Below are 22,941 nucleotides of genomic sequence, written 5' to 3'. Positions count from 1 at the left end.
TGAGCGCCCGGCCACATATTTCTGCCTGAGCGAAGCGCAGTTCCCCAGCGGGTACTTAGGCAGAACCTGGTTTAACGGAACGGCATGACGCCATGGATGGCAAACCCAGCCGCAACGTGCGGCAGCAAGAGGTCACGATGCAAAAAATCCCCCTCACCATTCTCAACGGTTTTCTTGGTGCAGGCAAAACAACGCTATTAAAAAGTCTGTTGGTTCAGGCGCATAAACAGCAACTTGCAGTCTGCGTCATCGTCAATGATATGAGCGAACTGGACGTCGATGGCGTGCTGATTGCCAACACTGAAATCGTCAACGCCAGTAAACACAATTTCATTACGCTCTCGGCCGACAGTATTAGCAGCCGAACGGGTATCGAAAAACTCGATGCCGCACTTGAGTCGATGCTCAACGCACATCGTCCGGATCTGATCCTGCTGGAAACCTCGGGCAGCAGCCATCCGTTGCCGCTGGTGCGTTATTTCCGCGACCATGCTGAAGTGCAACTCAATGGATTCTTATCGCTGGTCGACAGCGTGATGCTGAATGATGATTACCAGCAGGGCGAAGCGCTGATTCCTCGTTTGCAGGCCAATCTGACTCGTCACGAGCGGCGCATCGAGAATCTGCTGGCAGAACAAATCATGTTTTGCAGCCATCTGCTGCTCACTAAAAATGATCGGCTGCCGTCTTCCAGCATTACCCGCATTGCCCAGGCCATTCATCCACTCAATCCCTATGTGGCAGTGATGGCGGTATCGCGGGGAAATCTCTCTCTGAGTGAACTCATGGCGATGCCGTCCTACGATTTCGGGCGGGTCGCGCAGTTAATTGAAGAATTAGCGGATGAGGTGGATGCCATTGATCCCGGTGCGTGGCAAATGACTTCCGAAGTGATTCACGACGATCGTCCATTCCATCCGCAGCGATTGTGGGATACCTGCCACCACTTTATGGGCGCGGGCATCTATCGCAGTAAAGGCTTTTTCTGGTTGCCGACGCGCGATGATCTAGCGCTGTTGTGGAATCAGGCCACGGGCAGCATCAGTCTGGAATTTATCAGTTACTGGAAAGCGGGAATTCTGAATCATCGTGATAGTCCGCTCACTGCAGAGGAGCGCGCGGCGGTCGAACAGGCAGTGGCAAAAATGCCGGGGCGATTTGGCGATCGGCGCTGCAGTTTAACGGTAATTGGTGAACCGGATGAAGTGAAAGCCTTTACCGTCGCCCTGAAACGCTGCTTTCTTAATGAAGAGGAGCTTGCATGGTGGCAAAGTGGCGGCGAATTTGCCGATCCCTGGCCGCAGCGCGTGGCGCGCGTATCCGCCTGAGTTAGCCCGCCAGCGCACGCATTTGCGTACAGAACGGACACTGGCAGCCGAATACGGGCTTTAACAGCGCCGCATGCACTTCCGCCGTCGCCAGAGGCTGCGTCAAATCGACGTTGGCCACTGCGGTATCCGGCTTTTGCGCCAGTTTTAACGTATCAATCTTTGCCTGAAAGGCACCTGCTTTTGCCGATGCTATGGCGATAAGCAACAGAGGAACAGTAGTCTTCATCGCAGCAACCTCAATGAATGATTTGAAATGTGACGATATAACATTAACACGAAGCTGTTAAGGAATTTCAACATGACCAAACCCACAGCAGCCGAGCAGCAAAACCTTCTCAGTATGCCGCCAGAAGAGTATATGAATCCTCACCAGAGTGAGTATTTTTTGCGCTTATTGCGTTTTGAGCGGCAGGAACTGCTCGAACATATCGACTACCTGAAAACGCAGCTGCAACGCAGTGAACAGCAAGGGGATGAAGCGGACAAAGCGATACGCGAAGAAGAACTGCGCTTGTTGTTTCGCCAGATCGATCGTGAAAGTCGGCTGCTACCAAAAATTGATGCGGCAGTGCAGCGCATCCATCAAGGCGAATATGGCTACTGTCGTGATACGGGCGATCCCATTGGCCTGGCTCGTCTGTTGCTCCGCCCCACCGCAGAACTCTCCATTGATGCCAAGATCAAGCAGGAACGGGTCGAAGCGCAGTATCGGAAATAAAAATCACCCAGAGCACAGGCTCTGGGTGCTGATTACTGTGAACGTCCGAGCCACATTGACACTTCAACGCCGTCGTTAAAAGGCAGCGACAGATAGCCACGCCCGCTGTGCACATGTTCGAGATATTCGGGGCTGAAATCCGCATCATCGGCGACGATCAGCGCACCAGGGCGCAAATGTGGTTCAACCAGCGCCAGTATCTCAGGGTAAATTGCCTTGGCGCCATCGAGCACCAGCATATCGATGGCAGCAGGCAGGTCGCGGCTCAACGTATGCAGCGCGTCACCCACGCGCACTTCAATCAAATCACTTACGCCCGCATCGGCAAAATGATTGCGCGCCAGCGCCACCTTTCCCGGCTCAAATTCACTGGTGATGATCTTTCCGCCGCCGTTATCGCGTAACGCTGCCGCGAGATGCAGCGTTGAAATCCCAAAGGAGGTGCCAAACTCCACTATCGACTGCGCCTTGCTGCTGCGTGCCAGCATGTACAGCAACTTGCCGGTTTCACGCGACACCGCTAGTGGCACATTTTTCAGATGACCATAGAGTTCGAGATAATCTGTTTTGCTCTGCAACAGGCGATTTTGCTCTTCATCGGACATCACGCGGAAGGCTTCATTGGTCGGATGCGCCATATTGTCGGCCAGTTCGAACAGGTAGTTAAGCAGCGGCGCCAATGGCGCGGAAGTTAAGGTCGTCATGATGATTCTCCGTGGATTAATCTGTGCGAACAGAATACGATGAATCATTCGCATTTCACTATTCGTGTTCAGGAGCATCAGGTGGCTGAACCCCGTAACGCTAAGATTTCAGAGAGAAAAAGGCCGAAGCAAGCCCGCTCCAGCGAGCTGGTTTCCGCGATATTGCAAGCGGCTACTCAGGTTTTGGAACAGGAAGGCGCCACGCGGTTTACCACCGCACGTGTGGCGGAACGGGCGGGTGTCAGTATTGGATCGCTGTATCAATACTTTCCCAATAAAGCGGCTATCCTTTTCCGCTTACAAAGTGAGGAATGGCAACGTACCGGCGATCTTTTAGGATCGATCCTGCGCAATCAGGATGTGCCTGCGGGTGAACGTCTGCACCAACTCACGCTGGCTTTCTTGCACTCAGAGTGTGAAGAAGCGGCAATGCGGACCGCACTTAACGATGCAGCGCCGTTATACCGTGATGCACCGGAAGTGGCAGCCGCGCGCGCGGCGGGTGAAAACGTGATGAGTGACTTCCTGTATGAGTTATTGCCCCAGTTGGAAGAGAATCAACGTCTGCGCGCTGCGGACCTGATCAACAGCACACTGGGTAACGTGGGCAAACATTTTTCCGAAACGCCGCGCACTGAGGCGGAGATTCTCGACTACGCAAAGGACATGGCAGAGATGTTCTGTGTCTGGATCAGGGAAAAAGGGGCGGATTTGCAGTAAAAGATGGCACTGGAAATCTCTGAAAGCGGTTAACAATCTCATTATTACCATTCTCATTAATCCACACCGCGAGTAAGCTCTATGAAAACCTTTTCACAGCTGGATGGAATGCTGGTCAAACGATACGGGAGAGTAAGATGGCAGTAAAAATGATTGCGGTGGATATGGATGGGACTTTTCTCGATGACAACAAACAGTACAACGCTCAACGATTCGCGCGCCAGTACGCCTTGTTGAAAGAGAAAGGCGTTCGTTTTGTGGTCGCCAGTGGCAATCAGTATTACCAGTTACAACGCTACTTCCCGGATATCAAAGATGAAATCGCCTTTGTCGCCGAGAACGGTGCCTGGGTGTCAGACAGCAATGAAGAGATCTTCTGCGGCGAACTGGCACCAGAACGCGTCCATCAAATTTTGGATATTCTGGCTAAAGAGCCGGATATCAGCACCGTGGTGTGCGGTCGCAATGGCGCTTATGTGCACACCTCAATGCCGGAGGAAGTGATTGCGATGCTGGCGAATCACTATCATCGGCTGGAAAAGCGCGACAATCTGTACGATATCGATGACACCATCTTTAAGTTTTCGCTGAATCTGGCCCACGAAGGGGTGGATGCCCTGATGGATCGTCTGCACAAAGAACTGGGCGCGATTGAAAACATTATGCATCCGGTCTCCAGCGGCTTTGGTTTTGTCGATCTGATCATTCCTGGCTGCCACAAAGCGCACGGCATCGCGCTGCTGCAGGAAAAATGGGGCATCGACGATTGCGAAGTGCTGGCCATTGGCGACAGTGCTAACGACCTCGAAATGCTGCGTCAGGCCTGCTACAGCTTTGCGATGGCCAATGCCGCCGCGCCCGTGGCCGCTGTTGCGCGTTATAAAACCGACAGCAATAACGACGAAGGTGCGCTTAACGTGATAGCACGCTTGCTGGCACGCGAAGAGCCGTTTGGCTAATCCCTCGCGGCAGAGTTTATCGAGCCAGAGCTAAACTTTTAGCTGGGCGATCGATTCTGCCGCTACCTTTATCACCTCAGGCCTCACGTCTCGCTAACCTTTTTTCCATCCTCTTAATCAGCGGTGGCAAGAGTAATGCGCTGCCGGCAACCAGCACCCAGAATATGATGGGTAGTGGGGCTGCTATCTCAAAAGTCATGGCCGAAACAAAAAAGGCGAGGGTGGTACTCAATGACATCAGCGCCGTTTGCAGGGACAGGAAACCAGCCCGACTGGCCTCATTTGGAAATCTCGTCGTCACACACGACACCACCACCAATCGTCCGTAAGCCCCGCTCAGAAACAGCCCCATGAATAATGCGCTGGCATGCAAACCTGTCATGGGAAGCAGCATGCTGACCAGTAATATCAGCGTTGAGACAACGGCTAAGGTGTAGCTGGACCAGTGAGCCAATAGTTTTCCGGTAAGCTTTGTCGCCATCAACCCAGCGATGCCACCGATGAAGAACAGCATGGGCAGCGAGGCGCTCACAGCCTGCATGTGTTGGGTCAATAAAGGCACTAAAGCAGGAATGATGAGCATAGGAGTGAATTGCGCGATGGCGTTCCCGCTGGCGAAAAACAACCATTCTGGCGTCATTGTTATCGATGATTTAGGGGCGATTTTGCGCGGGGCATCAGGAATAAACCCGGCAATAAGAAGCAAAGCTATCAGGCACAGCAAACCAATGAGTCTCGTTGCGCTATACCAGCCGAAATGTGTGCTCAAAAACAGCATGGTCGGCATCCCTGCAATGCTGACCACAGAGAAAGCGGCAATGACGGTGGCAATCATCCGTGCTCGTAATGCCGCTGGCGCGAGGCTGATTAATAAACTCATCCCCACACCCATGGTTGTTCCTCCCACTAAGCCCGCCATAAATCGTAGAACCAGCAGCAGGGTATAATCGCTCGTGAAGGTGATCAGCACCGTCAGAGCGCCTAAAAGCGCCATATTCCACAGTAAAAACCGTTTGGCGTTAACGCGGTCAATCCATTTCCAAATACATAACCCGGATAGCACTGAACCCAGGGTGTAAGTCCCCGTGACATAACCTGCATAAGTGACAGGCACTGAAAATTGAGACGCCATGTAGGCAAACAGCGGATTAAACATCATGTATTCGAGGGCATTCGTGAATTGAACAAAAGCGATAATCACAGCGATGCGGATCACAGCGAATGAACCTGATTGCGGAGTGAGGACAGGCATAGTTTGCTCCATTAAGTTACAGGAGGCCTAGTCTATTGCCCGTGCATCATTATGATTAGAGCGATAAAGTGAGAGGATTAATTATCAAAAATGGGATAATCGATGCGCAGTAGAATCGATTTAAATGTTTTGCGGGTATTCGTCACCGTTGCAGAGAAGGGCAGTTTTATCGGCGGCGCGCGTGCCTTGAAAATGCCTGCATCGAATGTGAGTCGCCAGATTTCGCAGCTGGAAGAACGATTAGGGATGCGACTCATACAGCGAAGTACGCGTCAAATGAAGCTTACTGAAGCAGGGCAGATGTTTTTTGACAGCATGCGACCACTGCTGGACTCGGTGAATGAGACGGAAGCCAGATTAAGCCACGCACAAACTGAGCCGGAAGGGCTGCTACGCGTATGTTTACCAAATGGAGTCGGGCCGGTGATTTTCGGCAATCTTTTGGCTGACTTTGCACTGCGATATCCCAGAATTGAACTCCATTGTACTACCAGCCTGCAGGGAGCAGAGGCACTGTGGGATGACTGCGATGTTGTCATTGATATCAGTCGCGGCACGCGCGCCAGCAGTGATGTCATAGCCCGGCCGCTGGCTTCATTGCCCTGCCAGATTGTTGCGGCGCCGACTTTACTGCAAAAATACACCAGACCAACGCATACAGAACAATTGCTGGCTCTGCCCTGCATCACCACCGTAAGTGCACTTCAGGGGCAAGCGTGGCAATTTATAACCACTGGCAAAGGATTTCGACACATCAATGTGCTGAGTCCTTTCCGTGTCGACAGTGGTGAGATGGCGATGCAAGCTGCACTGAAAGGCATCGGGTTTGCCATCCTTTCAGCGCAGGCTTGTGAGCCTTATATTCGAAGTGGGCAGTTAGAAGTGATTGAGCTTGAACTCGCTCCCGCACCCCTTGAGATTGCGCTGCTCTACCAGGAACGGAGTTTTCTTCCCGCAAGAAGCCGCGCGTTTATTGATTTCCTGCAAGAGGCGGTGCGGAATCAACGCGAAAAATAGCCCGCCTCACGCATATCCTGCAGCAGTCCCGGTCCGGTGAGCTGCCAGTTAAATGTTTGACGTGTCCATTCACTGGAAGCCGGATTATCAATGGAAGCAAAGAACGCCATCCAGCCCAGCCACTCTTTCGCTTCTTCCATGCTCAGGCTTTTTACCGGCAGAGACAAACCTGCACCAATGGTTTCGGCGATCTGACGAAATGGGATGCCTCCTTCCTGAATCGCATGCAAAATCGTGCCGGCTTCGGCGTGCTCTGCGGCGAGGCAGAATAACTCCGCCGCATCATCACGATGCACCGCAGGCCAGCGATTCGCACCATCCCCGATATACACCGCCGCACCCTTCTCTTTCGCCATATTAATGATCATCGGCACAAAGCCGTGGTCGCCTGCGCCGTGTACCGTGGGCGGAAGACGCACTAGCGAGACGCGCACCCCTTTATCCGCCAGCGCGAGTGCGGCGATGTTGGAGTCGGAACGAGGATGGCCGCCGGAAACCGGTTGAGTCTGCTCAACCGCGAGACGTCCTGGCGAGACCAATGCAGTACCGGTGGTCACCACTAGCGGACGGTTTGACCCGGCAAGTACTTCACCCATCGCCAGAATTGCCTGCTGATCGATAGTCGTTGCGTGATCCATGCGGCTGAAATCATGGATATAGCCGGCATGGATCACACCGTCACTCTGTTCAACGGCGCTACGCAGGCTGGCAATATCTTCTAAATCGCCGCGCATCACCTGGACTCCCTGCTGGTGCAGTTTCTCTGCTGACGCGTCACTGCGTGCCAGTCCAAGCACGTCCACGCCGCGTGCCTGCAGTTTTTTCACAATGGCCGAACCGATAAAGCCGCTTGCGCCGGTCACAAAAAGTCGCATATTCGTACTCCTATTTCTGGCTGTTGAAGCACTATGATAAAAGTCTGCGGCGCGGCGAAAAGTCGTGAGCTTATACAGGTATAGGCACTAACAGGATAACGCCATGACCCAACAAGACGACAATCTGCTCGGCAACTACCTGCGTGAACGACGTCAGCGACTGGATGCTGGCAAACTCGGCTATCCGTTGCTGCGGCGTCGTACGCCCGGATTGCGTCGGGAAGAAGTGGCGGTGCGCGCCTGCGTCAGCACCACCTGGTACACCTGGCTGGAGCAGGGCAGAGGTGGTGCGCCCTCCGAAGAGGTATTGGAACGGTTATCCAAAGCGTTGGAGCTAAGTGCCGCCGAGCGCGACCACCTTTTTCTGCTGGCGCAGAATCGTTTGCCGGGCGTCACCTGGCAGGCGGGCGTGGATGTTTCACCCTCGTTGCAACGCGTCCTGGATAGCATGACGCACACGCCCGCGCTGGTGAAAACCGCTGAATGGCAGGTGGTGGCGTGGAACCATGCGGCGACCAAAGTATTTGTGGATTACGCCCAACTGCCGCCGGAACAGCGCAATATTCTATTAATGATGTTCAGCAACGAAGAGATGAAAAAACGCCTGCCGGATTGGCATCAGGTCACGCGTAACATGGTGGCGAATTTCCGTGCCGACGTAGCACGTACCGGTGCCAGCGAGCATGTGCGCACGCTGGTGGAAGAACTCAGCGCGATGAGCGAAACCTTCCGTCAACTGTGGCAATCGCAGGAAGTGAGCCAGCATGGCGAAGGGATAAAGCAACTGTGGCTACCGGACGAAGGCGTGCTGGAACTCGAATACAGCACCTTCGCCGTTGAGGGTAAGCCCGGCCTGAGCCTGGTGGTGTTTAATCCTCGCTTGCCGAGAGGTCGTGAGACGGTGGCGCGTCTGATGGCACGTCCGTAGCCGCGCGCAGGTTGGCGTCCATTGCATCCAGCGCCGCCTGATTCTCCAGTCCCCACTGGTACATCTGTTCGATTGGGGCTGCAAAGGTCTGTCCCAGCGGCGTCAAACGGTAATCCACTTTCGGTGGAATCACGTCATACACATGGCGGGCAATCAATCCGCGCTGCTCCAGCTCTTTTAATGTTTGAAACAGCATCTTCTTCGAAATTCCCTGCAGGCTGCGCTGCAACTCGCCGGTGCGCGCACGCTGTCCCGGCCAGTGATAAAGCGCGTGCAGCACCATGCTGCTCCACTTCAGCGAGAACAAATCCATCAAGCGACGCGGCGGGGAATCCGCATAAAAAAACAGCTTGCCGTCAACCCAGGCTGGCATCAGTGTCACTCCTCTATGGTCACCAAAAGGTAACTACTATCATTTCTGCACCACGTTGACTATAGTCTGCCGCCTTCAACTCAATAACGCCAGCACCTTGCGGAGGCACCATGAAAATCAACGCATTAGTCGCACACGACGCGGCAAAACCTTTAGTATCCAGCCAGATCGCGCTGCGTCCACTGCAACCGCAGGACGTTAAAATCGATATTCTGTACTGCGGCGTGTGCCACTCCGATCTGCATATGGCACGTAACGAATGGGCGGTGAGTCGTTATCCGCTGGTGCCGGGCCACGAAATCATCGGTCGCGTGCGGGAAACCGGCGCAGCGGTCACAAACTTCAAGGTCGGTGATGTGGTGGGTGTCGGCGTGATGGTCGATTCCTGTCGTGAATGCCATTTCTGCCAGCAGCAGGAAGAGCAGTACTGCGAAGCCGGATTTACCGCGACCTATAACGGTATCGACAAACACACAGGCGACAGCACCTGGGGCGGCTATGCACAGAATGTGGTGGTCGATCAGCATTTTGTGGTGTCAGTGCCGCAGAACCTGCCGCTGGCAGGCGTTGCTCCGTTGCTGTGTGCGGGCGTCACCGTTTGGTCACCGCTGCGTCACTTCAAGGTGCAGGCCGGCGACAAAGTCGGCGTAGTGGGCTTAGGCGGGCTTGGGCATATGGCGGTAAAACTGGCGAGTGCGATGGGTGCGGAAGTGACGCTGTTCACTACCTCTCCGGAAAAAGGTGCCGATGCGCGACGCCTGGGGGCCAGTCGCGTGGTGGTCTCACGCGATGCGGAACAGATGGCAGCGGCGCGAACCTCTCTCGATTTCATTATCGACTGCGTGTCCGCGCCTCACGATCTCGATCCCTACCTCGCCACGCTCAAAACCAATGGTCGTTTGGTGCTGGTAGGCATTCCGGAACAACCGCATCAGGCACCTGACGTCACGCCGATGGTCTTCCGTCGCCTGAGCATCAGCGGCTCATCCATCGGCAGCATCAAAGAGACGCAGGAGATGCTGGATTTCTGCGGCGAACACAACATCACGGCAGATATCGAATTGATTGCGGGTGAAGCAGTCGAAGATGCATTCGCGCGCATGCTGAAAGGTGATGTGAAATATCGCTTTGTGATTGATATGGCAGCGACCCGCTGGTGATAAAAGTTGGCGATTTCAGCCTGAAATCGCCAGCTCAACATGACTTCAGTTGCATCCCCACGCACAGTGAGAAGTGCTGCACGAGCTGCGCCGCACTAAGATTGTCGTGATGCGATAACCCCGCTGCGACAATTTCCAGCACATTTTCGCCACAGGCGATATACAGCGGATCGATGGAAATAATGCTGCCCGCTGCGTGCTGATGCGACTGGGTAATCACGCGGCTTTTCCACACGATAAAACGCTGTTCTCCCATCAGGCTATACGCACCAGGCCACGGATAAGCAACGCCGCGAATCAGAGCATGAATCTCATCGGCAGACTGATGCCAGTGAATCTGCCCATCCTCAGGCTTTCGTTGTCCCGGTTCGCTGGCGAGACTTTCATCCTGCACGCGTTCAATCAAACTACCCGCCCGCAGAGCGCGCAGCCAGTTTGGCAACTGTTCACGCGTGGTGCGTACCAGTTTGTGATGTAATGAAAGCGCCTCATCTTCATCAGTGATAGCGACACGGCTTTGCGCCAAAATTGGCCCGCCGTCTGGCACGTCATTAATGCGATGTAGCGTCACCCCGGTTTCACGCTCATTGCGGATAATCACCCAGTTGAGATGCGCACGTCCGCGATAGGCGGGCAGCAGCGAAGCATGCACATTGAATGCGCCTTTTTTGGCGGTGGCAATCATGGCAGGAGAGAGCGCTTGTCGATAAGACAGGGTCAAAATCGCATCGGGTTGCAGCGACGCTACTTTGGCAATCCATTCTGGCGTATTGATATCGTCCGGACAAAACACCGGGATCTGTTGCTGCAGCGCCATGGCTTCAACCGAGTCAAAGAAGCTATTTTCCTGATGGGCTCCCGCGTGGGTGAACACGCACACCACTTCAAATCCCACTTCCTGCAAACTTTCCAGCGCCGCGCATCCCATCTCATGATACGCACATAACACGACTTTCATTCTTCCGCCTGTGAACACTGATTAACGTTTGGTGCTTAGCATAGTAGGGGAAGATTATGCCTGGCTTAAACCATGCAGTTGATCGCTGTTAATTCGTCAAAGGCTTGTTTATGTCCTTAACTCTCCGCTGCGTCATTAGTGACTAACAATGCCGAGGACTTCTGCCATGAGTTATACGCTATCTGCAGTGCTTCTTTTAGGGAGTTGGGAATTGCCCAATCTGCTGGAACATGGCAAACCAATCTTCCATATGCCAGGTGGTGGTCACGCGCTCGCCGTTAAGCAAGTGGAATTCGTGCAGGCGCACGCTAATGCGACGACCGGTTGGCGCAATGCCCATAAACTCACCCTGGTGCGTACCGGTAATTTCTGCACGCACAGCAATCTTTCCAGGCTCCTGAAGCATGTCGTGCACGGTGATGTTGATATCCGGGAACGCGGCGATAAAAACTGCCAGCAGTGGCTTAAATCCTTCTGGACCCGGCCCCTGACCTGGCGCCAGTGGGATGTCATCCCAATCTTGTGTGACCGCCAGATCCAGCAGATCGGGATTTTTGTCACTAAAAGCGCGATAGAGGTTTTCTACCGCAGTACGTTCAGCTTGCAGGCGTTGGTTCAGTGGTTGTGTCGCAGACATGTTGGAAACCTTATTGGATTAGTTAGCGGTGCATCTCACCGGCTTGTGCAGTATTCCTGAATCTGACACTATCCATCCAACAAATGATTGGTATAGAGCATTATACAAAATATGAATTTTGAAGGATTCGATCTCAACTTGCTGGTGGCATTCAATGCCTTAATGCTGGAGCGCAACGTCACTAAAGCGGCGGCACTGGCTGGCGTAAGCCAACCGGCGATGAGTGCCGCGCTTTCTCGCTTGCGCCGTGTCTTTGACGATCCGCTTTTTATCCGCAGCGCAGAAGGCTTGTTGCCCACGGCGAAAGCGCAGGAGATTGCGATACCGGTGGCCGATGCGTTAGGGCATGTGCGTCATTTAATGAAGCCCGCAGAGGTCTTTGATCCCACAGCCAAACAGCGCAGTTTTACCCTGGGATTGACGGAGTATCCGATGCATGTGCTGCTGCCCGCGTTAACCAAAAAGCTGGCGGCAGTGGCACCTCATTGCACGATTCATGTGCGGTATTTTATTGATCGTGATGAGGTTGTGGCGCTACTCGATGCGGGCAAGATTGATATTGCCGTAGGCGTACCGCCAACCAAAGCAGAAAACCGAATTCTTTCCGAGCCATTGCTACGTGATGACTTTGTCACCTTAGTCGGGCGCGACCACGAAGCCGCGCGTAAAGGCATGAACCTGCAAGCGTTTCTCTCAATGCGCCACATCCTGGTGTCACCGGAAGGCAACCATTACGGCTTGGTGGACCAACAATTGCGAGAGCAAGGTTTAGCGCGCATCATCAGTCTGACGTTGCCCACCATGTTTACCGTGCCCGCGCTCTTACCGGGAACGGATTATGTGGCAACGGTACTGCGCCGCGTGGGCACCACTTCAGCCAGCCAGGGCGACATCATCATGTTTGAACCGCCGTTGGCGCTGCCCTCGATTCCATTTGATCTGCTTTGGCATCGCAGGACGCAGGACAGTGTGGCGCATCAGTGGTTACGCGGTGTGATCGCGGAAGTAGGAGCAGCATTGTAGATCAAACCAGCGGCGGGTACGTGTTGCCGCTTTTGCATAAACCTGCCATGTTACTCGACACAATAAAAACCAGGCCACTTTGCAAACCTGTTTAACATCAGACCAGGAGTAACAGCCATGCTGGGGATAATCCGCGTATTAACCCATCCAGATCAGCACTTTGTCGAAGAACATGGTCGGCTGATTTATCAGGAGTACGCTATCAACTCAATTAGCCGGGCGATCCCCGATCAGCACAACGGGATTTTTGATGATGCCAGTGAATCGCTGGCGGTGCCTAAGATCGTTACGCTCGGGCGGCAATTAGAGTCCGACGGCTGCAATGCGCTGTTTCTCAGCTGCGCCGCCGATCCTGGCCTTGCGGCATTGCGCGATGCCGTATCGATTCCCGTCATCAGCGCCGGTTCGGCATCGGCAAGCATTGCGCGTATGCTCAAGCGTCCTGTCGCGGTGATGGGGATTGGCGCGGCGGCCCCGGCGCCTTTCCGTCAGTTGCTGGGTGAATCCGTGCGCTACGCGCGTCCGGAAGGGGTGCTGAACACCACGGACTTGCTGAGCGCAGAAGGTCGCGCCAGCGCCCTGGCCTGTGCGGATAGTCTTTATCGCGATGGCATTGAAGTCATCGCCTTCTCATGCACCGGTTTTTCCACCATCGCGCTAGGCGACAGCATTCGCCAGCAGTTAAGGAAAGTGGCGGTGGATGCGGTGAGTGCGGCAGGCCTGTTTATCAGCCAGTTAGCCCCGCAATCCGCGCGATAACCTGCTCGCGCCGCTGCCCGGCGGCGCATAACATCCTGTAATCGTTTTTTTGTGATCTCCGCGATAAACAAATCCCGCCTCGCTCCGATAACTCCCTTACCAGAATTTACAAAAACAACATTCGCAGGAGAGGGAACATGGGGCTGGTATCCCGTTTACGTAATGTACGCATCACCCGAAAATTGTCAGCAGGATTTGGCATCGTGTTGCTGTTAGTGGCATTAGCCACCGGCATCAGCGTGCAGCGTTTCAATGCGATTCATGACATCTATCAGAAAACCAATCTGATCTACGACATCAACATTGAGGTGTTCCAGGCCAAAATTAACCGCCTCAAATACCTGTATGGTGATGATAAATCCGGCAAGGTGATGGCCGAATACGTCGCTCATGCACAGCAACTGAATCGCGAGGCTAAACAACTCTCCTGGACAGACAATGCCCGCGCGCTGGTGGATGAACTGGATACTCATCTCGCCAGCTTCCAAAACAGTATTGGCGCGATGACGCAAGCCACGCAGCAGCTAAATAGCCAGCGAGCACAGCTCGATTCCCTGAGCCAGCAAGACATGACCTCGCGCTATATGCAGTTGATCCGCACGCCAGTGACCAATCCAGAACTGACCAATCAGATCTATGAACAGCTCTTCGCCATTAGCAACGTGCGTGAAGAAGCCTGGGCGCTGCGCTTCAATGTCTCCGATACCCTGCGCAATACCTTGCAAACCCATTTCCAGCAGGCCGATCAGGGTATGAAAGCCTTGTTGGCTCAGCTGCCACCAGAACAGCAGGGCGGATTTACCGCGCTGTGGCAGGATACCGAACGCTTTAAAGATCTCAGCCTGCAAGCGGCGGACAGCTATGGTCAGCTGCGTGCGTCAGAAGACACGGTAAAAGTCGCGGGTGATAAGAGCAGTGCGGCGATCAAAAAGATCATTGCTATCGTCAAGGAGCGCAATGATGAACTGGCGAACGGTTCAGCAACGCTATCCCTGTTGATTGGGGGGCTGGCGATTCTGTTTGGCGTACTGGTAGCGTGGTACATCATCCGTCAGATTACGCGTCCGGTATTCCACAATCTTGAGCTGGCGGAGCGCATTGCCAGCGGCGATTTAAGCTCGCAGTTTACCACCGATCGTCATGATGAACTCGGCAAGCTGACCTCGGCGATGGGGCGGATGAACGACCGTCTGCGCAGTATGATTGGCGATGTGTTGCATAGCGTCAGCAGCGTGTCGCAAGCCGCTAGCGAGATCAATCAGGGCAACCTCGATTTGTCATCACGTACCGAGCAGCAGGCGGCGGCGGTGGTGGAAACGGCTGCCAGCATGGAGCAGTTAACGGCTACCGTTAAAAATAACGCCGAGAACGCGCGGCAGGCCAGCCAGATTGCCGCAGAAGCTTCACACAATGCGAATCAGGGCGGTAAAGCGGTGCGCGATGTGGTCAGCACCATGGGGGAAATCTCCGACAGCTCGAAGAAAATTGCCGACATTACTGCCGTCATTAACAGCATCGCTTTCCAGACCAATATTCTCGCATTGAACGCGGCGGTCGAAGCGGCCCGAGCCGGTGAGCAGGGGCGTGGTTTTGCCGTGGTCGCCAGTGAAGTGCGCAACCTGGCACAGCGTAGCGCCGGTGCAGCGAAAGACATCGAACAGTTGATCAGTGAGTCGGTGAGCCGCATCAGCAACGGGCATCAGCAGGTAGCGCGTGCTGGCGAAACCATGGATCAAATTCTCGGTAGCATTGCGCGCGTGAATGAGATCATGGAGGAAATTTCTGCTGCTTCCGATGAGCAGAGCCGTGGCATTGAGCAAATTGCTCGCGCGGTAGGTGAACTTGATACCACTACCCAGCAAAACGCCACGCTGGTGAGCGCATCCTCGCATTCGGCAAACTCGCTGGAAGAACAAGCGATGATGTTAGAGCGGTTGGTCGCGCAGTTCCGCTTGCAGGGAGCGGGGCGTTAAGTTTGTTCAAGGATGGGGCGGCCTGATGGCCGCCTTCTTTTTATGATCGTCTTTATTCAATGTCCACAGCGCGACAAAGCTCACCAGCGCTGTGCCCATTACATACCATGCCGGAATATCCGCATTACCCGTCTGCTTCATCAATCCGGTAATAATCAGCCCCGCACAGCCAGAAAACAGCGCATTCGACAGCGAGTAGGCTAACCCAAGCCCGGTGTAGCGCACGCGCGTCGGGAACATCTCCGCCAACATCGCGGGCCCCGGCCCTGCAAGCATGCCGACCAATGCCCCGGCCACAAACACCACCGCCGCTTTGATCAGCAAGCCGTTTAGTGGGTCCTGCAATACTTTCAGCAGCGGGAATGCCAGCACCAGCAACAAGAAGGTCGCCAGTAACATCACTGTGCGTCGTCCTACGCGATCGCTCAGGATACCCGCAGGCAGGATAGTCGCCGCAAAGCCGAGATTCGAGATCACCGCAATCAGCAGCGCCTGATTGAAGCCGGTATGCAGCGCTGCCTGCAAATAGGTAGGCATGATCACCAGATAGGTATAGCCCGCTGCGGACCACACCATCAGTCGTCCGATCCCCAGCACAATGGCGCGTACAGTGGCACTGACCGACGCGCTTTCTGCATTTGTTGCTTGCTCAAACTGTGGAGACTCCTCTAAGCCCGACCGTAGCCAAAGTGCAATCGCGCCAAGAGGCAGTGCGAGCAGGAAAGGGATGCGCCAGCCCCAGTCAATCATGGCTGCGTCTCCGATGAGCAACGGCAAAACCGCCACCACGGCCACGCCCGCCAGTAATCCAAACGCTACGGTCAGAGACTGCCATGCTCCGTAAAAGCCGCGCTTGCCCGGAGGTGCAAATTCCGTCATCAGTGACACTGCGCCGCCGTACTCTCCACCTGCGAACAACCCTTGCAGGATGCGTAACGCGGTAATCAGCAGCGGTGCAGCAACGCCAATGGAGGCATAAACCGGCACCAGACCGATCGCAGCGGTCGCGAGCGTCATCAATATCAACACAGCGATCAATACCGGTTTGCGCCCATAACGATCGCCCAGCCTGCCGAACACTACCGCGCCTAAAGGACGAAAAAAGAAGGCCACGGCAAATGCCGCATAGGTCAGGATGAGACTGGTGAGGGCACTTTCGCCCTCAAGCTGGAAGAAGTTTTTAGCCATCAGCGTGGCCATAAAACCGTAAACGGCGAATTCATACCACTCAATAAAATTGCCAACGGATCCGGCAATGAGCACGCGCTTGTGTGCCGCAGAAAGAGACATGACGTTTTCCTATCAACAGGGGGCAGTGAACATCCTGCGGGCAAGCCGTTGGTGTGACAACCGCTGGCGCTAATCTGCTGCTGAAAATCGCTGTGGGTTCAAAGTTTTAATGTGAAAGGGCGCTATTCAATGCTGATGTTTGCCGGACTTTTCAGCATAACGAAGGGTTTTTGCACTATTGCCTCAGCACAAGGTAAATATTCTTAAAATATTCCGACCTGCTATCCCCTTTTCCCGTTAAACTGCTTTTCTTGTCGATCAGACTTTTCCAGTGAATGAATTATTACTCACCTGATGATAGCCATCTGAAGCGGCGTTCACAGCGCTTCGTTCGTCGTATGTTTATCATGCGCCAGCTTGGCACAATTTTATGTTTCTTCCCGATTCTCTCGGTATTGATGGAGATGCATCGCGGAGTGGCGTTCAGCGCCCTGTTATTTATCAATGCATTTATCTGGCCGTGGGTGGCTTATCGCCGGGCATTGCGTGCCGAAGACGCCACCGGCACCGAACGGCATAACTTAACGCTGGACGCGGCATTTGGCGGTATTTGGGTGGCGCTGATGGCGCTTAGCCCGTTGCCGTCATTTATCATTATGGCGGTGCTGGTCTCGGATCGTTATGCGGCAGGAGGCGCAGCGCAGTTAATCGCTGCCATGCAGGCTTTCCTCTGCGCTTTCGTTATGGTCTGGCTGGTGGATGGCGCGGGTGTCAATCTCACATTCAGTGCGCAAAGCGTCTGGCTGACATTGCCGTTGGCAACCTGCTATATGCTGGTATTGAGCGTGACGTCCTACAATTTGACCTGGCAATTGCGTAAACGAAACCGTGAACTGGAGCGTATTGCGTTAATGGACCCTGGTCTGGAGATCCCTAACCGGCGTCTGTTTGAACGTCGTCTGGAGAGCGAATTCCTGAGTACGCGTCGTGGCGACAGCGCGGGCTATCTGCTGCTGATGGATCTTGATTACTTCAAGTCGGTGAATGATACCTGGGGCCACGAAGCCGGGGATTTTTTACTGGCAGAGATTTCGGCACTGCTTCGTAATCATGTGGGATTGCAGGATATTCCCGCGCGTTTCGGCGGTGATGAGCTGGGCGTGATCGTGCACCATGCGACCGATGAGACGGTGGTAGCGTTGGCAAATCGCTTAAAGGAAAAAATCGCTCAGGTGCGCCTGCCAGCGTCGGCGGAGTTTCGCTGCTCGGTGAGTATCGGCATTGCTTCAGCCGCCAACGCCGAGTCCTTGCGCCATTGGTTACGCCATGCAGATGAAGCGTTATACGAGGTAAAACGCGCCGGACGAAATGGTGTGCGGCTGTGGGTCCCGCCGCAACCACCGTTGGCCGGCGCCGCCTGATCAGGCAAACGTCGGTTCGCAGTTCACCGGGAAGTTGAGTGAATTGGCCACATAACAGGCCTCATGTGCCTGGTGATGTAACTCAAGCGCGCGATCCGCATCTGCCGGATCGCGCAGCGTAATGCGCGGTTTCAGCGTGATTTGCGTAAAACGACCCCGAGCCCCTTCTACCATGGTGCCTTCCGCGGCATCCTCATAAGCTTCCACCACAATTCCCGCGTCCGCGCACAGGTGCAAATACCACAGTTTGTGACAGGCGGAGGCCGAAGCCAGCAATAACTCTTCAGGATTCCAGCGCGTGGCATCGCCACGAAATGCCGGATCGGCGCTCAAAGGCATTATGGGTTTGCCGTCTGCCAGCATCTCACTGTTACGATCGTAAGCGGTGTAAGAGGAGGTGCCGGTGCCGCGATTGCCGGTCCAGCGGACCGTGACCTGATAGTGGTGTTCCCGTGCCATAGCTGAAGTTCCTTTTGTGGGGTAATCGGCGGTCAGTTTACTGTGTTTGCTGGCGTGGCGGGAAGGCTCTGATCAGCCACCGCGCGTCAAATCCTCAATATCCAGCGTTTCAGTCTGACAAATAGAGATCAGGCTGGCGGCTTCATCACTTAGCCGTACAAAGGTATGGCGCATCGTACTGTCGATGTAAGCGCTGTCACCTTGTGCCAGCCGCAGCGGTGCATAGAGCTGCGTATGCAACATCACTTCGCCTGACAAAACATAAATGAACTCTTCACCGGCATGCTGAGACCAGGCTTCCGGCGGCGGCAACTCGCGCGTCTCAATTCCCATCACCACCGGAATCATCCCTTTCACCAGCAGTTCAGCGGCATGCACTTCATAACGAAAATAGGGGTTGGTAAAGGCCAATCCTTTACCGGCCAATGTGTAAGTGCGGCGGCCCTGAATGGCGGTGCTCGCCACCGAAGGCAGGGGCAACTCTTCGGCGAACAGTTCGGCCAGAGAGTAATCAAACGCGCTGGCAATCTTGGCAATGGTATCGAATGAAGCGGACACCTGGCCTTTTTCAATCTTCGAAAGTGTCGAAATCGACACGCCACTCAACTCGGCGACCTGCTCCAGCGTCAATTCTCGCGCCTGACGTATCGTTTTGATTCGCAGTCCAAAATCTTGTTCGCCGGTTAAGGCGGCGCCCAGCCCGGAGGCTTCATGCTGTCGGGTGGTTTTCATTGGCAATGATTCTTCTGCTAAGTGAACTGGACAGTTAATTTCTCACATATGATAAAAATTATCACATAAGAAAATTGTATTGGTCTAAATGTGAGCAGAGTAGCAGTTTAAAAGAAAACTTCTGGGAGCTGCTATGAACATAACCACCATCGCCAGCATTACACTGCCCGCGTTTTACGATAAAGCCCGCAACCTCAACAACCTGCTGAGTTGGATGGAACAGGCAGCACAGGAAGGTGCCGACCTGGTGGTGTTTCCGGAGCAGGTTTTACAAGGCTATCTGCCGGATACGCTCAACTGGAACGGCGAAGCGGTGGCGTGGCAAATGGCGCAAGCCGAAGTGGTGACCGAAGGTGAGAGCGTGCAGGCCATGCAAAAGCTCGCCACGCAACTGGGCTTGCATGTGGTTTTCGGCATGACCGAGCGCCATCCTGAACGTGCCGAAGTACTGTTTAACAGTGCGGTGCTATTGGGGCCAGACGGTTTGCTCGGCGTGTATCGCAAAGTGCATCAGCCGGGCGATGAGAAGCACGTCTACTATCCTGGCAGCGATTTTCCGGTGTTCAGCACGCCAATTGGCCGCATTGGTATGTTGATTTGCTACGACAAAGTGTTCCCGGAAAGCACTCGCGAGCTGGCGCTGAAAGGCGCGGACATCATGATCATGCCCACCGCATGGGGCTATGCCGGAGACGGCAGTGCAGGCGATGCCGATCCCATGGTGGATAGCTACACGCTGTTTGGCCGTGTGCGCGCACTGGAAAATCAATGCTGGATGATCGAATCCAATCTGTGCGGCCAGCACGGCAATCTTCACTATCACGGCCACAGCCGCATTATCGATCCGCTGGGAAATATCGTGGCTGACAGTGGCACCACGGAAGGCATGGCGATTGCCCGCGTCGAGGTGCAGTCCGCCATCCTGCGCGCCCGCAGCAGCGACTATCTCGGCTATCACTTCCTGAAAGATTACGTTGCGGTGCAGGCCCCGCCTTCGCCGTTGACGGTTCACAATCGCCACGCGCGACCTTTGGGGGAAAACCATGAGTAAAGTTCTGGAAGCCGCTGGCATCCACAAAAGCTATCCCACGCCGGAGGGTGAGGTGACGGTGCTGCGCAACCTCAACTTCCATGCCAATCGCAATGAATTCGTCTCATTTGTCGGGCCCAGCGGCTGCGGCAAATCGACGCTGTTCAACATCATCACCGGGCTGCTAATGCCCGACAGCGGCAGCATTTTGCTGAAGAATCGCGAAACCACCGGCACGCCGTCACCGGAACTCGGTTATGTGCTGCAAAAAGACCTGCTGTTCCCGTGGCGTACGGTGATCGACAACGTGATCCTCGGTCTGGAAGTGCGCGGCATGCCCAAAGCACAGGCGCGAGCCAAAGCGCGTGAACTGTTCGAACTCTACAAAATGACCGGTTACGAGCAGAAGTATCCGTCGCAGCTTTCCGGCGGCATGAAACAGCGTGTGGCATTGATGCGCACCATGGTCACCAACCCGGAAATCATCCTGATGGATGAGGCTTATAAGGCGCTGGACTACCCGCTCAAAATCTCGCTGGAAAGTGAATTGCTGAGTGTGGTGAAAGAGCAGCACAAGACGGTGATCTTCATTACGCATGATATCGAAGAGGCGGTCACGCTGTCGGATCGTGTTTACGTGATGAAAGCGCGCCCCGGTGAAATTGTGCAGGAGATTGAGGTCGATCTCGGCACGGATAGCCTGTCGATACCCGAACGCCGCCTGTCGCCGCGTTTCAATGAGTATTACGAGCATATCTGGCGCAGCATCGGCATTCAGCCTGAGCCGGTTAACTAACGAGAGGACGACATGACAATGAACTCAGTGTCTACACGCCCTACGGTTGCGGCGACGGCAAATCGCAGTTCGCGAGAAACCTTTTTCCGCTCAGCTAACGCACGTCGCTACACGCTGCTGTTCTTACAGGTGGCGATTGTGGTGCTGCTGTTGGGAGGGTGGGAGCTCGGTGTGCGCAGTGGCAACATCAACGCCTTCCTGTTCTCCAGCCCCTCGCAGGTATGGGAGGTGCTGGTCCAGCGCTTTCAGTCCGGTGAAATGGTGACCGATGTGCGCGTCACCGCCGTTGAAACCCTGGTGGGGTTTGCCGTGGGCGCGATTGGCGGCTCTATCCTGGGGTTGCTGCTGTGGTACTCGCGCTTTATCTCTGACCTTGCCGCGCCGTTTATCGCCGCGATTGGCTCAATTCCGGTACTGGCGATTGCGCCGATGACCATCATCTGGTTCGGCACGGAGATGCTTTCCAAAGTGGTGATTGTGGCGTTTTCCTGCGTGGTGGTGTCACTGACCACCTCTTATAAAGGCGCGATGCGCACCGATCCCGATCTCATCAACCTCCTGCGATCCTTCAACGCCGGACGCGGCACCATTTTCTTCAAGCTGGTGGTGCCATCCGCGATGTTGTGGGTGCTGTCGGGCTTACGGCTTAACGTTGGCTTCGCGCTGGTCGGTGCCATCGTCGGTGAATACATCTCTTCGGATAGCGGCGTGGGTCATATGATCCTGCTGGGGAGTTCCAATTTCGGTATGAACATTGTGCTGGCTGGCATCGTGCTGGTCATGCTGATGATGCTGTGTTTCAACGCGCTGGTGGCATTTATTGAACGCCTCATTCTCTCCTGGGACAGGAAATAATCATGAAAAAATTCCGTTTAGCTACGATCTCTGCCGCAGTTTGTCTGGCTTCTCTGGTGAGTGCGCACGCGGCTGACACGCCAGTGCGCATCAACCAGGCGTTTCAATCGCTGCTCTATCTGCCGTTGTATGTGGCACAGGAGCAGGGCTTTTTTAAACAGCAGGGCGTTGATGTGAAAATCAGCACCGGTGGCGGCGGGGCGCAATCCTGGGCGGCGGTGATTGGCGGCTCGGCAGATTTCTCGATTCAGGATCCGGTGTTTGTGCCGAAAACCCGTGAAAACGGCGGCAAAGGGGTGGTGGTGGCCGGGGTACAGAACGCGCCAACCATCTTCATCTTCGGCAAAGAAGCGGCTTCTTTGCAGGACAATTTGTCACTGCTCGCGGGCAAACGTGTGGTGACCAGCCCGCAACCTGATACCACCTGGGCGTTTATGAGTTATCTGATCAAACAGAACAACCTCAAAGACGTGAAGCTGGTGCATGTGGCGATTGGCAATGAGATCCCGGCGGTGGCGGCAGGTCGTGCAGATTACGCGTTAGCGGCGGAGCCACAGGTCACCATGGCCGAAAAGCAGAACGGCTTGCATGTGGCTTATTCGTTCTCAGCCGCGCAATCCTGGTATCCGTTTGCCTTCTCTAGCCTGACGACCACACAACAATATATTGATAAGAATCCACAGGCCGCGCGGGCCGTCGTGACCGCCTTTGAACAGGCCTCACGCTTTATCTACAAGCATCCGGCTGAGTCGGTGACCATTGCACGTAAATACTTCCCGGCGTTGCCCGAGGAGGTGGTGAAAACCGCAGTGCAGCGTGAAATCGATGCCAAAGGCTATCCGGAGAACGTGCTGGTGTCGCAGAAGGCCTGGGATAACAACATGAACATCGCGCTGTATGCCAAAAACATCAAAGCCTATCCCTCTGAAGCCACGTCATATCAGAACAACGTGAACACGACGCTGGCGACTAAGGCCAAAGAAGCGGTCGATGCGATGGGCGATAAATAAGCCTTCACCGACTGTCGCCAG

The 22,941-nt window shown here is 54.6% G+C and carries 25 protein-coding genes; 15 read left to right on the top strand and 10 right to left on the bottom strand.

Features of this window, described 5'->3' with window-relative positions:
- Window positions 1-137: 137 nt before the first annotated feature.
- On the top strand, window positions 138-1,328 hold the full coding sequence (locus tag QMZ65_RS12755) for a CobW family GTP-binding protein (protein ID WP_097117931.1): 1,191 nt from the start codon (window positions 138-140) through the stop codon (window positions 1,326-1,328).
- 1 nt (window position 1,329) lies between these two features.
- Here the strand turns inward: QMZ65_RS12755 and QMZ65_RS12750 are convergent, their stop codons facing one another.
- Window positions 1,330-1,557, bottom strand: coding sequence for a hypothetical protein (locus QMZ65_RS12750; RefSeq protein WP_097117654.1), 228 nt, complete (start codon window positions 1,555-1,557; stop codon window positions 1,330-1,332).
- Between the two features lie 72 nt (window positions 1,558-1,629).
- On the opposite strand from QMZ65_RS12750, the gene dksA reads away from it, so the two are divergent.
- Window positions 1,630-2,049, top strand: a complete 420-nt coding sequence (gene dksA / locus QMZ65_RS12745; RefSeq protein WP_097117655.1) for an RNA polymerase-binding protein DksA — start codon at window positions 1,630-1,632, stop codon at window positions 2,047-2,049.
- A gap of 32 nt (window positions 2,050-2,081) precedes the next feature.
- Here the strand turns inward: dksA and QMZ65_RS12740 are convergent, their stop codons facing one another.
- A complete protein-coding gene (locus tag QMZ65_RS12740) occupies window positions 2,082-2,753 on the bottom strand; it encodes an O-methyltransferase (protein WP_097117656.1) in 672 nt (223 codons plus the stop codon).
- An 81-nt stretch (window positions 2,754-2,834) separates the two neighbouring features.
- Between QMZ65_RS12740 and QMZ65_RS12735 the strand changes: the two genes are divergently transcribed.
- Together QMZ65_RS12735 and QMZ65_RS12730 are read left to right on the top strand one after the other, a co-directional pair.
- On the top strand, window positions 2,835-3,473 hold the full coding sequence (locus QMZ65_RS12735) for a TetR/AcrR family transcriptional regulator (RefSeq protein ID WP_217992807.1): 639 nt from the start codon (window positions 2,835-2,837) through the stop codon (window positions 3,471-3,473).
- A gap of 137 nt (window positions 3,474-3,610) precedes the next feature.
- Complete coding sequence (locus tag QMZ65_RS12730; RefSeq protein WP_097117658.1) at window positions 3,611-4,432, top strand: Cof-type HAD-IIB family hydrolase; 822 nt, start codon at window positions 3,611-3,613, stop codon at window positions 4,430-4,432.
- A 76-nt stretch (window positions 4,433-4,508) separates the two neighbouring features.
- Here QMZ65_RS12730 and QMZ65_RS12725 read toward each other — a convergent pair whose 3' ends face one another.
- Window positions 4,509-5,684 (bottom strand): MFS transporter, encoded by a 1,176-nt coding sequence (locus tag QMZ65_RS12725; RefSeq protein WP_097117659.1) that lies wholly within the window; start codon window positions 5,682-5,684, stop codon window positions 4,509-4,511.
- 102 nt (window positions 5,685-5,786) lie between these two features.
- Between QMZ65_RS12725 and QMZ65_RS12720 the strand changes: the two genes are divergently transcribed.
- Complete coding sequence (locus QMZ65_RS12720; protein WP_097117660.1) at window positions 5,787-6,701, top strand: LysR family transcriptional regulator; 915 nt, start codon at window positions 5,787-5,789, stop codon at window positions 6,699-6,701.
- Here the strand turns inward: QMZ65_RS12720 and QMZ65_RS12715 are convergent.
- Window positions 6,686-7,576, bottom strand: a complete 891-nt coding sequence (locus QMZ65_RS12715; protein ID WP_097117661.1) for an SDR family oxidoreductase — start codon at window positions 7,574-7,576, stop codon at window positions 6,686-6,688. The genes QMZ65_RS12720 and QMZ65_RS12715 overlap by 16 nt on opposite strands.
- 103 nt (window positions 7,577-7,679) lie before the next feature.
- On the opposite strand from QMZ65_RS12715, the gene QMZ65_RS12710 reads away from it, so the two are divergent.
- The gene (locus QMZ65_RS12710; RefSeq protein ID WP_097117662.1) at window positions 7,680-8,504 is read left to right on the top strand and encodes a helix-turn-helix transcriptional regulator; all 825 of its coding nucleotides are present in this window, start codon (window positions 7,680-7,682) and stop codon (window positions 8,502-8,504) included.
- Here QMZ65_RS12710 and QMZ65_RS12705 read toward each other — a convergent pair.
- On the bottom strand, window positions 8,446-8,877 hold the full coding sequence (locus QMZ65_RS12705) for a winged helix-turn-helix transcriptional regulator (protein ID WP_097117663.1): 432 nt from the start codon (window positions 8,875-8,877) through the stop codon (window positions 8,446-8,448). The two genes, QMZ65_RS12710 and QMZ65_RS12705, sit on opposite strands and share 59 nt — an antisense overlap.
- Before the next feature lie 110 nt (window positions 8,878-8,987).
- Between QMZ65_RS12705 and QMZ65_RS12700 the strand changes: the two genes are divergently transcribed.
- Window positions 8,988-10,037, top strand: coding sequence for an NAD(P)-dependent alcohol dehydrogenase (locus QMZ65_RS12700; RefSeq protein ID WP_097117664.1), 1,050 nt, complete (start codon window positions 8,988-8,990; stop codon window positions 10,035-10,037).
- 34 nt (window positions 10,038-10,071) lie between these two features.
- On the opposite strand, the gene QMZ65_RS12695 is transcribed toward QMZ65_RS12700, so the two are convergent.
- Both QMZ65_RS12695 and QMZ65_RS12690 read right to left on the bottom strand, forming a co-directional pair.
- Window positions 10,072-10,995 (bottom strand): formyltransferase family protein, encoded by a 924-nt coding sequence (locus QMZ65_RS12695; protein WP_283216107.1) that lies wholly within the window; start codon window positions 10,993-10,995, stop codon window positions 10,072-10,074.
- A 196-nt stretch (window positions 10,996-11,191) separates the two neighbouring features.
- A complete protein-coding gene (locus QMZ65_RS12690) occupies window positions 11,192-11,632 on the bottom strand; it encodes an ester cyclase (RefSeq protein ID WP_283216106.1) in 441 nt (146 codons plus the stop codon).
- A 111-nt stretch (window positions 11,633-11,743) separates the two neighbouring features.
- Between QMZ65_RS12690 and QMZ65_RS12685 the strand changes: the two genes are divergently transcribed.
- The 3 genes from QMZ65_RS12685 (at window position 11,744) to QMZ65_RS12675 (ending at window position 15,387) form a co-directional block, all read left to right on the top strand.
- A complete protein-coding gene (locus tag QMZ65_RS12685) occupies window positions 11,744-12,655 on the top strand; it encodes a LysR family transcriptional regulator (RefSeq protein WP_283216105.1) in 912 nt (303 codons plus the stop codon).
- 117 nt (window positions 12,656-12,772) lie between these two features.
- On the top strand, window positions 12,773-13,414 hold the full coding sequence (locus tag QMZ65_RS12680; RefSeq protein WP_283216104.1) for an aspartate/glutamate racemase family protein: 642 nt from the start codon (window positions 12,773-12,775) through the stop codon (window positions 13,412-13,414).
- A 137-nt stretch (window positions 13,415-13,551) separates the two neighbouring features.
- Window positions 13,552-15,387 (top strand): methyl-accepting chemotaxis protein, encoded by a 1,836-nt coding sequence (locus tag QMZ65_RS12675; protein WP_097117668.1) that lies wholly within the window; start codon window positions 13,552-13,554, stop codon window positions 15,385-15,387.
- 6 nt (window positions 15,388-15,393) lie between these two features.
- On the opposite strand, the gene QMZ65_RS12670 is transcribed toward QMZ65_RS12675, so the two are convergent.
- Complete coding sequence (locus QMZ65_RS12670; protein WP_283216103.1) at window positions 15,394-16,677, bottom strand: MFS transporter; 1,284 nt, start codon at window positions 16,675-16,677, stop codon at window positions 15,394-15,396.
- Window positions 16,678-16,952: 275 nt separating this feature from the next.
- On the opposite strand from QMZ65_RS12670, the gene QMZ65_RS12665 reads away from it, so the two are divergent.
- Window positions 16,953-18,038, top strand: a complete 1,086-nt coding sequence (locus QMZ65_RS12665; RefSeq protein WP_283216102.1) for a diguanylate cyclase — start codon at window positions 16,953-16,955, stop codon at window positions 18,036-18,038.
- On the opposite strand, the gene QMZ65_RS12660 is transcribed toward QMZ65_RS12665, so the two are convergent.
- Together QMZ65_RS12660 and QMZ65_RS12655 are read right to left on the bottom strand one after the other, a co-directional pair.
- Window positions 18,039-18,497 carry an OsmC family protein gene (locus tag QMZ65_RS12660; protein WP_097117671.1) on the bottom strand — a complete coding sequence of 153 codons (459 nt, stop codon included), beginning with the start codon at window positions 18,495-18,497 and terminating at the stop codon, window positions 18,039-18,041. It lies immediately after the preceding gene.
- A gap of 72 nt (window positions 18,498-18,569) precedes the next feature.
- Window positions 18,570-19,229, bottom strand: coding sequence for a helix-turn-helix domain-containing protein (locus QMZ65_RS12655; RefSeq protein ID WP_034822430.1), 660 nt, complete (start codon window positions 19,227-19,229; stop codon window positions 18,570-18,572).
- A 133-nt stretch (window positions 19,230-19,362) separates the two neighbouring features.
- Between QMZ65_RS12655 and QMZ65_RS12650 the strand changes: the two genes are divergently transcribed.
- From QMZ65_RS12650 to QMZ65_RS12635, 4 genes are read left to right on the top strand one after another with little or no spacing between them, the layout of a single operon-like run.
- Window positions 19,363-20,280 carry a carbon-nitrogen hydrolase family protein gene (locus QMZ65_RS12650; protein ID WP_097117672.1) on the top strand — a complete coding sequence of 306 codons (918 nt, stop codon included), beginning with the start codon at window positions 19,363-19,365 and terminating at the stop codon, window positions 20,278-20,280.
- On the top strand, window positions 20,273-21,055 hold the full coding sequence (locus QMZ65_RS12645; protein WP_034822435.1) for an ABC transporter ATP-binding protein: 783 nt from the start codon (window positions 20,273-20,275) through the stop codon (window positions 21,053-21,055). The genes QMZ65_RS12650 and QMZ65_RS12645 overlap by 8 nt, the downstream gene beginning before the upstream one ends.
- 12 nt (window positions 21,056-21,067) lie before the next feature.
- The gene (locus QMZ65_RS12640) at window positions 21,068-21,910 is read left to right on the top strand and encodes an ABC transporter permease (protein WP_034822437.1); all 843 of its coding nucleotides are present in this window, start codon (window positions 21,068-21,070) and stop codon (window positions 21,908-21,910) included.
- A 2-nt stretch (window positions 21,911-21,912) separates the two neighbouring features.
- Entirely contained in the window at window positions 21,913-22,920 is a 1,008-nt protein-coding gene (locus QMZ65_RS12635; RefSeq protein WP_283216101.1) for an ABC transporter substrate-binding protein, read from the top strand.
- The last annotated feature ends 21 nt before the right edge of the window (window positions 22,921-22,941 follow it).

Source organism: Pantoea sp. EABMAA-21, assembly GCF_030053335.1.
Classification (GTDB): Bacteria; Pseudomonadota; Gammaproteobacteria; order Enterobacterales; family Enterobacteriaceae; genus Pantoea; species Pantoea communis.
The sequence above is the reverse complement of the archived record's forward strand: the minus strand, read 5'-3'. Positions and strand labels throughout refer to the sequence as shown.